Below are 7075 nucleotides of genomic sequence, written 5' to 3'. Positions count from 1 at the left end.
CGGGGGTGAGCTGCACGATTAAACAGCGGCTATCCCTTGGATGGATTTGACTTTGGGCGAGTTTTTTATCGACCAAATGCTTAATGGCGCGGCTGGCATTGGATTTATCGATGCTCAGTTTACTGGCCAGCTCCTTAATGGTGAGGGGCGTGCGGCCTATTTCAAACAAGGCATGGGCTTGCACCGCCGACAGTGGTAAGTCCCCAAAGGCGGTATTGAGTATCCCTAATTGCCTAACGATAGCGCGCGACAGCTGCCTTAGCTGGCTCGACGACTCAGGACTGTTGGTGAGCATTTGCGGTGAAACTGTTGTCTGTGGCGCCATAGTAAAACCTATTAATACCAACCCGATAAGAAAGAGGTTGGCTAGGGAAGGGGAAATTACCGCTAAGTTAGCGAGGTTAGGGCTTGATTGCAATCACGGGCTTGGGGCTGAATTTACCGGTGGTGAGCCAATGGCGTAAACCTTGCGCCTTCGCCGTTAAGCCTCATGCTTTTCCCCTTGTTGCTAGGGGTAAAACTGGGGATTTAACAGGGGCGCCATCGCGAGGATGATCCCTTGGGTGTAAATACTCTCCCGCGTAGCGTGGCCGTGGGTAAGCAGGCCGATAGCGCCGCCTTTTTGCTTAATATTGACAGTATTAAATAGTCTATCCATCACATGGCCAAGCTCTTCACCCGCTTCGAGCGCCCGATACACTTGTGTCGGTAACGGTAACATGGCGCTGCGACCAATGGCGAGTTGCTGCTGATGGCCGATGGCGATATAGGCAAAGGTAGCCGGGCCAAACTCAAAATGATCAACTCCCCCTTCCATTGCCACATAGTAGTCGGCCTGTTGCTGATGTTCCCTGTGGTATTGCTGACAATAGCGCACACGATTAATCGCCCCGAGCCTCGTTTCGGCATCCGTCATCGGCTGCGCGGCGACGCCGGAGGGGGCCTCCATGCCTGTGGCGTGTAGCTGACTTTCGGGGAACAGTTGGGCCATGGCCTTAGTTGCGGCATTGATTTTGACTGGGTTTGTTGAGCCAACGATGATCTTAATGATGTTTTGCTGCATAGTGATGTGTGACTTATTGACGTTGATGTAAGCGCGCAAGTGAATCATTGCTGAAATGATTGCCGCGGCCTAAGTGGTCTGGGCTGGCATTTTGCCATAGTCAGCGACCGAGCTCAGTAAAAAAGTGCAGCCAACCTTAAGCTGGGCGCTGAGGTGTGACAGGGGCCGATGGCGGTGCGGTATTTTGTGGCTAAGCAGTGGTCTGCGCGGTGATTTAAAGAGGCCGATATTGCGTGGCCGTGATCTTGCCCATCAAGCGCAAGGCGCAAAGCGTTAATAACAACTAAAATAGTCAATAGTCCATGAAAAATAGGCTATTTTTATAGGGCTTACCTTGACGAGCATGATGTAGCAAGTTGTTACTATTTAACAAATCTTTGCGTGATCTGCTTCAATGTTTTATGCATGATTGCAGATGCTTGTCGTGTTTTGCGAGATTGCGTGATCTTGGTCGCTGTGGTGAAATTTGCCTCAGCAAGCCCGATGTCGAAATCTGGGTCTGTTGGTGAAATGATTGTGTATTTTATGCGCTTTTTTGTGATCGTGTGGATGCAAAATTGAATATTAATTACAGTTAATAATAGATCCAGATCCCAATATCAGCTTAATCTGAAATTCACTTACCTAAAATGGTGCCAGATCAACTTTTAAAGACTATTTTTGGTTATCCTTATATTCAATTATTTATGCCTATCCACCGAAAGGTCACTTTATATGCAAAAAGATCCTGAAACATTCCAAAGCTCGCAGGAACAAAACACCACCGCCCGGTTGCCTTGGACTCGCCAAGATACCACATGGATGCTGAGTTTATTTGGTACCGCTGTCGGTGCTGGTATTTTGTTTTTACCCATCAATGCTGGTATGGGAGGCTTTTGGCCATTAGTGCTCATGGCGGTGATCATCGGTCCAATGACTTACTTGGCGCATCGCGGCTTATCCCGTTTTGTGTGCTCATCCAATATTCCTGGTAGCGATATCACCCACGTTGTGGAAGAGCATTTTGGCGCAGGTGCGGGTAAGGCCATTACTGTGCTGTACTTCTTTGCCATTTATCCTATCGTGTTAATTTACGGTGTGGGGATCACTAACACCGTCGATAGCTTTATCGTGAATCAATTAGGGATGGCATCGCCTCCACGCTTCTTACTTTCTGGCGTATTGATTTTCGCTATGATGGCAGTGATGGTTGCCGGTGAAAAAGTGATGTTAAAAGTGACCCAGCTATTGGTTTATCCGCTGGTGGGTATTTTGGCCTTCATGTCGGTGTATTTAATTCCTGAGTGGAAAATGGATGCACTGCAAGTTATGCCAGATGCCGGCACATTTTTAGGCACTGTTTGGTTAACTATCCCTGTACTGGTGTTTGCCTTTAACCATTCGCCTGCCATTTCACAGTTCTCAGTTTCACTGAAACGCGATTATGGTAACAACGCTGCCCGTAAAGCCGATGTCATTTTACGTAATACTTCGATGATGTTGGTTGGCTTTGTGATGTTGTTTGTATTTTCTTGTGTATTGTCTTTATCGCCTGAACAATTAGCCGATGCAAAAGCACAAAACCTCGCGATTTTATCTTACCTTGCCAACGTGCATGACAGTGGTTTTGTGAGTTACTTTGGGCCGTTAATTGCCTTTATCGCGATTATCTCTTCATTCTTTGGCCATTACATGGGCGCCACCGAAGGGATGAAGGGCATTATTGTTAAACAGTTACGCAGCAGTAATAAATCGATTGCCGAAGAGAAAATCAACAAGTTTATTCTGGTGTTTATGTTTGTCACCATTTGGGCGGTTGCAATCATTAACCCGAGCATTTTGGGCATGATTGAAGCCCTGGGCGGACCTATCATTGCGGCAATTTTATACCTAATGCCAATGTACGCCGTATACAAAGTGCCAGCATTAAAAGCGTATCGTGGCCGGATCAGCAATATTTTTGTGATACTGGCAGGCTTACTGGCGATGACCGCGATTTTATTTGGCTTCTTTGGCTAAACGCTTCGCTGAGTGTTTGACTGAGTATTGAGTGAGTATTGAGGTCGCAGCGCTTGCGTTGCCACTACCTAAAAAAGGATCGCCTTACGGGGCGATCCTTTTTTTGTGGGCGTGATATGAGCATGCTCAGAGGGGCCGAGCCTGTGTGTTTGCCTCATGCATAAACTGAGTTCGGGCAGTGCCCGCTGAGTCACTCCCCCTATTTTTCTTCGTACATCAAGTAGTAGCTTTGTTGCATGCCTAAGGCTTGATAGGTTTGCTGGGCATTGAGGTTGTCTTGCTCAACATATAACCGAAAACTGGCCGCGCCACCCTTAGTCTTGGCAAGGCGTTTTACCTCATGGTAGAGCTTACCGTAAATCCCTTGGCGCCGGTTTTGCGGGCGCACGTACACGCTTTGGATCCAGTAGTAATCTTTGGCGCGCCAATCACTCCATTCAAACGTCACCATCAGCGAACCAACAATTTCCCCCTCTTGCTCCGCCACAAGATAAAAGCCTTTTTCTGGGTGATTGAGTAGGGTGCTAACCCCTTGGGTGAGGGTGGTTTCGTCTAAGGTTAACCCTTCGGTTTCTGTAGCCATAGCTTGATTAAATTGCACTAAGGCGCAGAGATCTTGTTCCTTAGCTTTACGGATCAACATGTAACGACTCCTAGATTGTGATAAATGCTGCCCTCGTCGTGCACTCGGGCAATGCATCTTGCCACTTTAGCATGGAAGTCCTGAGGATCAGCTAGGGGGCGCAGGCTCTTTTGTAAAAGATTATTTGAGGCTTTTTGTTAGACTAAAGTCTTATCTGCTAGGCTGTATAGGAGATGCTAATGACAAATTGGGTGGCCAATGATGGAATTTATTAGATCTAGCCGTCGGTTTAAATTAACGACCATTCCGGTGCATGGTGTTGATAAAAAGCCACAAATTCACCATGGCGTGCATTTAACCTTAACCTTAATCACGATGGGATTATGGGCAGGGGTGTGGTGCTGGGTGGTGTTAAGTGCCTATGGGGAGGCGCCCTCCCTGTTCAGTCATTTTGAGGATGACTATTGGCGTTATTTAATTGAGCGTGAGCAGCCGCCTGCTTCGTTATATTCTGAGTGTTTGCAGTTAAACTATGGCGCCGACTACTTTGAAGCCTAAGCTTGCGTACATCTTGTACTTTTTAGCTGTTGTGGCGTGAGTTAATGATTTTGCTGTTAACTCGCGCTGACTGCTTGCATATCGCCGTCTTACTTTATCCCGCTTGATTAACTGCTTTGCGTGCGAGCTTAATCGAGCGCGACACATTGCCTTATATTTACCTCGATTTACCTCGATTCTTCACGCGGTAAGCGCCGCGTTGGCCGGTTTTTCTGGTGCTTGGCATCAACGTGATACAGATCATCCTTGGATTTTTATCCCTTATGCTAGACTCTGCGCCTCGCAAAATGAGGGGGATAACAGAGCGTCAGCCACGGAGAGGGCATCATCCAATCATTATTTCAACATCAAGGTTAAGAACATGTCAAAAAATAGCTCGTCAGCGTTGGGCCGCATTTGGTCACGTTGGATGGCGGTGCCATTGTGGTTACAAATTTTCGTCGGGATGGTACTGGGGATTGCGGTTGGTGTTGGTTTTGGTGAGCAGGCGACCTGCTTAAAACCGATAGGCACATTGTTTGTCAACACGATTAAAATGTTGATTGTGCCCTTAGTCTTTTGTTCATTGATTGTCGGCGTGACGTCGATGGAAGATACCGCCAAGATGGGGCGTATCGGCTTTAAATCCTTTGCTTTTTATCTGTGTACGACGGCGATCGCAATCAGTCTTGGGTTATTGGTCGGCCATATTCTTCAGCCCGGGGCAGGGGTGCCAGCATTGCAACACGATGTCGTGCACACCGCCAAAGAAGTGCCTTCGGTAATGCAGACCCTCATTAATATTGTGCCGACTAACCCTATCGCGGCGCTGGCAAGCGGCCAGATTTTGCAGGTGATTGTATTTGCGGTGGCCTTAGGGATTGCCTTAGTACTGATAGGTGATCACGGAAAGCCAGCCATTAAGGTATTTGAAAGCTTGGCAGAAGCCATGTACAAGCTGACCGATATGGTGATGCAGCTTGCGCCCTATGGGGTATTTGGCCTCATGGCTTGGGTCGCGGGAGAGTATGGTATTGAGATGCTGTGGCCGCTTATCAAGGTGATTATCGCGGTGTATTTGGGCTGCATTATCCATGTCTTGGGTTTTTACAGCATAGTGTTAAGCGTCTTTGCTAAGTTAAATCCATTGCATTTCTTTAAAGGGATCAGCAATGCCATGGTGGTTGCCTTTACCACCTCAAGTTCGGCGGGCACCTTGCCTGCCAGCATGAAGTGCGCCAGTGAATACTTAGGGGTGAATAAGAAGATCTCGAGTTTTGTTTTACCGCTGGGGACAACCATCAATATGGATGGGACGGCGTTATACCAAGGGGTTACCGCCCTGTTTGTGGCGCAGGCCTTTGGTATCGATTTAACTTGGGTAGAGTATTTGACAATCATTTTAACGGCAACTCTGGCCTCGATTGGCACCGCGGGTGTCCCCGGGGCTGGCTTAGTGATGTTGACTTTAGTGTTGTCCACCGTCGGCTTGCCGTTAGAAGGTGTCGCATTAATTGCGGGGATTGATCGTATTTTAGATATGGCGCGCACCGTTGTGAACGTTTCGGGCGATTTGGTGGCGACGACAGTGATCGCTAAGTCCGAGGATGAGCTTGACGAGGAGCACTATAATGCAGACATGGTCCAAAGTGCGGTATTTGCCGAGCAAAATGCCGCGATAGCCGACGCTGCATTGCGCGACACTCAGGCGTAATATTGCTTTTATTGCGCGATAAAAAACCGCCATTATTGGCGGTTTTTTTTATGAGGCAGTGAGAGCCTCGTTCCCCGTTTACGACGGCGTTATCACGCTGACTTTTACACGGTTAAGGCTTACCTTTGCGTTTAGTCAGGGGGTGAGCACTCAGCTTACTTCAGCTCAAACGCAAGAGCTCTAAGACAAGATCTCTAACACAAGAGCTCAACCGCAAGCCTGTTGGAGGCTGCTTATTTTAATTGGGTGAGTACGAGAACGGCTTGATTATTGCTGTCTAATAGCGACAGTTTACCGTGGGTAAACTGTGCCTTGGTCACGAGGGGCATCGCTTGCATAAATTGCTGCTCTTGCTGCATCAACGCTTCGATACAGGCTTTCATGGTGCTGCCAGCAGGCATTAGCTTAAGCTCTTGACCTTGCTGACTATATTGCCCAAAAAAGTTGTTGCAGCTGTTGTTACCATGGAGCTGACCTTCTGCGGCAAAGGTGATTTGCGCGGGGCTATTGTCGATCGTCGGCCGGCCTTGGATCTGCTCTACTTGCCAACTTCCTTCGAGGGCGATTGTCTCGGTTTGAGTGGTATTGGCGGTTTGACAGGCGCTCAAGCCCAGTACCAAGGCGCCGCAAAGCAGTGTATTTTTAAACATAGCGTTAGTTCCTTTTCATAATAATGCTCATAGTGTGACAACTTTAGCGCAAGAACAAAAGAGGTTTATATGGCGGATGTCGTTAAAAATGCTATGAATTTGTTGAAGTTTTTGCATTGGCTCGGACTGCTTTTGCTCTTTAGTGGCCTTGGCTTATATCTGTTGACCTCATGGAGTTTAGTCCTTTTCGGGATGGTCGTGATTGCGAGCCTTATCGGGTTAGGCTTGGTATTCATATCACCCTATCCCGTGGTGCTGTTTGTACAATGGGCTAAAGCGCAAGATGATAAGCCAGCGTCACAATAGTGCCCTAACAACACAAATAATCCTGTAACAATAGAGCCTTCACACTAGCGCAGTCGAATGGGGGGGGAGTTATCGTAACTAACTGATTTTAAAATGTTGCCCTGTGTCGGTTGGTGAGTGGTCGGCTGTTGGGATGTGAGGTTATTGCGGGCGGCATCGATCATCTCGGGCAGTTTGACGTTTGCGCTGGGTGAAAAGAAACTATAACCGATATCAAGTTTAAG

8 protein-coding genes and 1 pseudogene are annotated in these 7075 nt (G+C 47.8%); 4 read left to right on the top strand and 5 right to left on the bottom strand.

Going from position 1 to position 7075, the window contains the following annotated elements; translation table 11 throughout:
- The coding region (locus ACRCZA_RS10010) for a MarR family winged helix-turn-helix transcriptional regulator (protein ID WP_438674296.1) at positions 1-325 on the bottom strand (325 nt) is incomplete at its 3' end.
- Positions 326-508: 183 nt separating this feature from the next.
- Positions 509-1063, bottom strand: coding sequence for an inosine/xanthosine triphosphatase (gene yjjX / locus ACRCZA_RS10005; protein WP_438674297.1), 555 nt, complete (start codon positions 1061-1063; stop codon positions 509-511).
- 714 nt (positions 1064-1777) lie between these two features.
- Here yjjX and ACRCZA_RS10000 point away from each other — a divergent pair.
- Complete coding sequence (locus ACRCZA_RS10000; RefSeq protein WP_438674295.1) at positions 1778-3061, top strand: serine/threonine transporter; 1284 nt, start codon at positions 1778-1780, stop codon at positions 3059-3061.
- A 199-nt stretch (positions 3062-3260) separates the two neighbouring features.
- On the opposite strand, the gene ACRCZA_RS09995 is transcribed toward ACRCZA_RS10000, so the two are convergent.
- Entirely contained in the window at positions 3261-3704 is a 444-nt protein-coding gene (locus tag ACRCZA_RS09995) for a GNAT family N-acetyltransferase (RefSeq protein WP_438674294.1), read from the bottom strand.
- Positions 3705-3902: 198 nt separating this feature from the next.
- On the opposite strand from ACRCZA_RS09995, the gene ACRCZA_RS09990 reads away from it, so the two are divergent.
- Positions 3903-4202 carry a hypothetical protein gene (locus tag ACRCZA_RS09990; protein WP_438674293.1) on the top strand — a complete coding sequence of 100 codons (300 nt, stop codon included), beginning with the start codon at positions 3903-3905 and terminating at the stop codon, positions 4200-4202.
- 361 nt (positions 4203-4563) lie between these two features.
- Positions 4564-5895: a dicarboxylate/amino acid:cation symporter gene (locus ACRCZA_RS09985; RefSeq protein WP_438674292.1), complete on the top strand. Its 1332-nt coding sequence runs from the start codon at positions 4564-4566 to the stop codon at positions 5893-5895.
- 233 nt (positions 5896-6128) lie between these two features.
- On the opposite strand, the gene ACRCZA_RS09980 is transcribed toward ACRCZA_RS09985, so the two are convergent.
- Positions 6129-6545 carry an META domain-containing protein gene (locus ACRCZA_RS09980; RefSeq protein WP_438674291.1) on the bottom strand — a complete coding sequence of 139 codons (417 nt, stop codon included), beginning with the start codon at positions 6543-6545 and terminating at the stop codon, positions 6129-6131.
- A gap of 69 nt (positions 6546-6614) precedes the next feature.
- On the opposite strand from ACRCZA_RS09980, the gene ACRCZA_RS09975 reads away from it, so the two are divergent.
- Positions 6615-6851, top strand: a complete 237-nt coding sequence (locus ACRCZA_RS09975) for a hypothetical protein (RefSeq protein ID WP_438674290.1) — start codon at positions 6615-6617, stop codon at positions 6849-6851.
- Between the two features lie 44 nt (positions 6852-6895).
- On the opposite strand, the pseudogene ACRCZA_RS09970 reads toward ACRCZA_RS09975, so the two are convergent.
- Positions 6896-7075, bottom strand: a pseudogene (locus ACRCZA_RS09970) (hypothetical protein); the annotation flags it as partial.

It is taken from the genome of Shewanella sp. (genome assembly GCF_051658185.1).
Taxonomy (GTDB): Bacteria; Pseudomonadota; Gammaproteobacteria; order Enterobacterales; family Shewanellaceae; genus Shewanella.
This window is presented reverse-complemented; position numbering and strand designations above follow the sequence as displayed.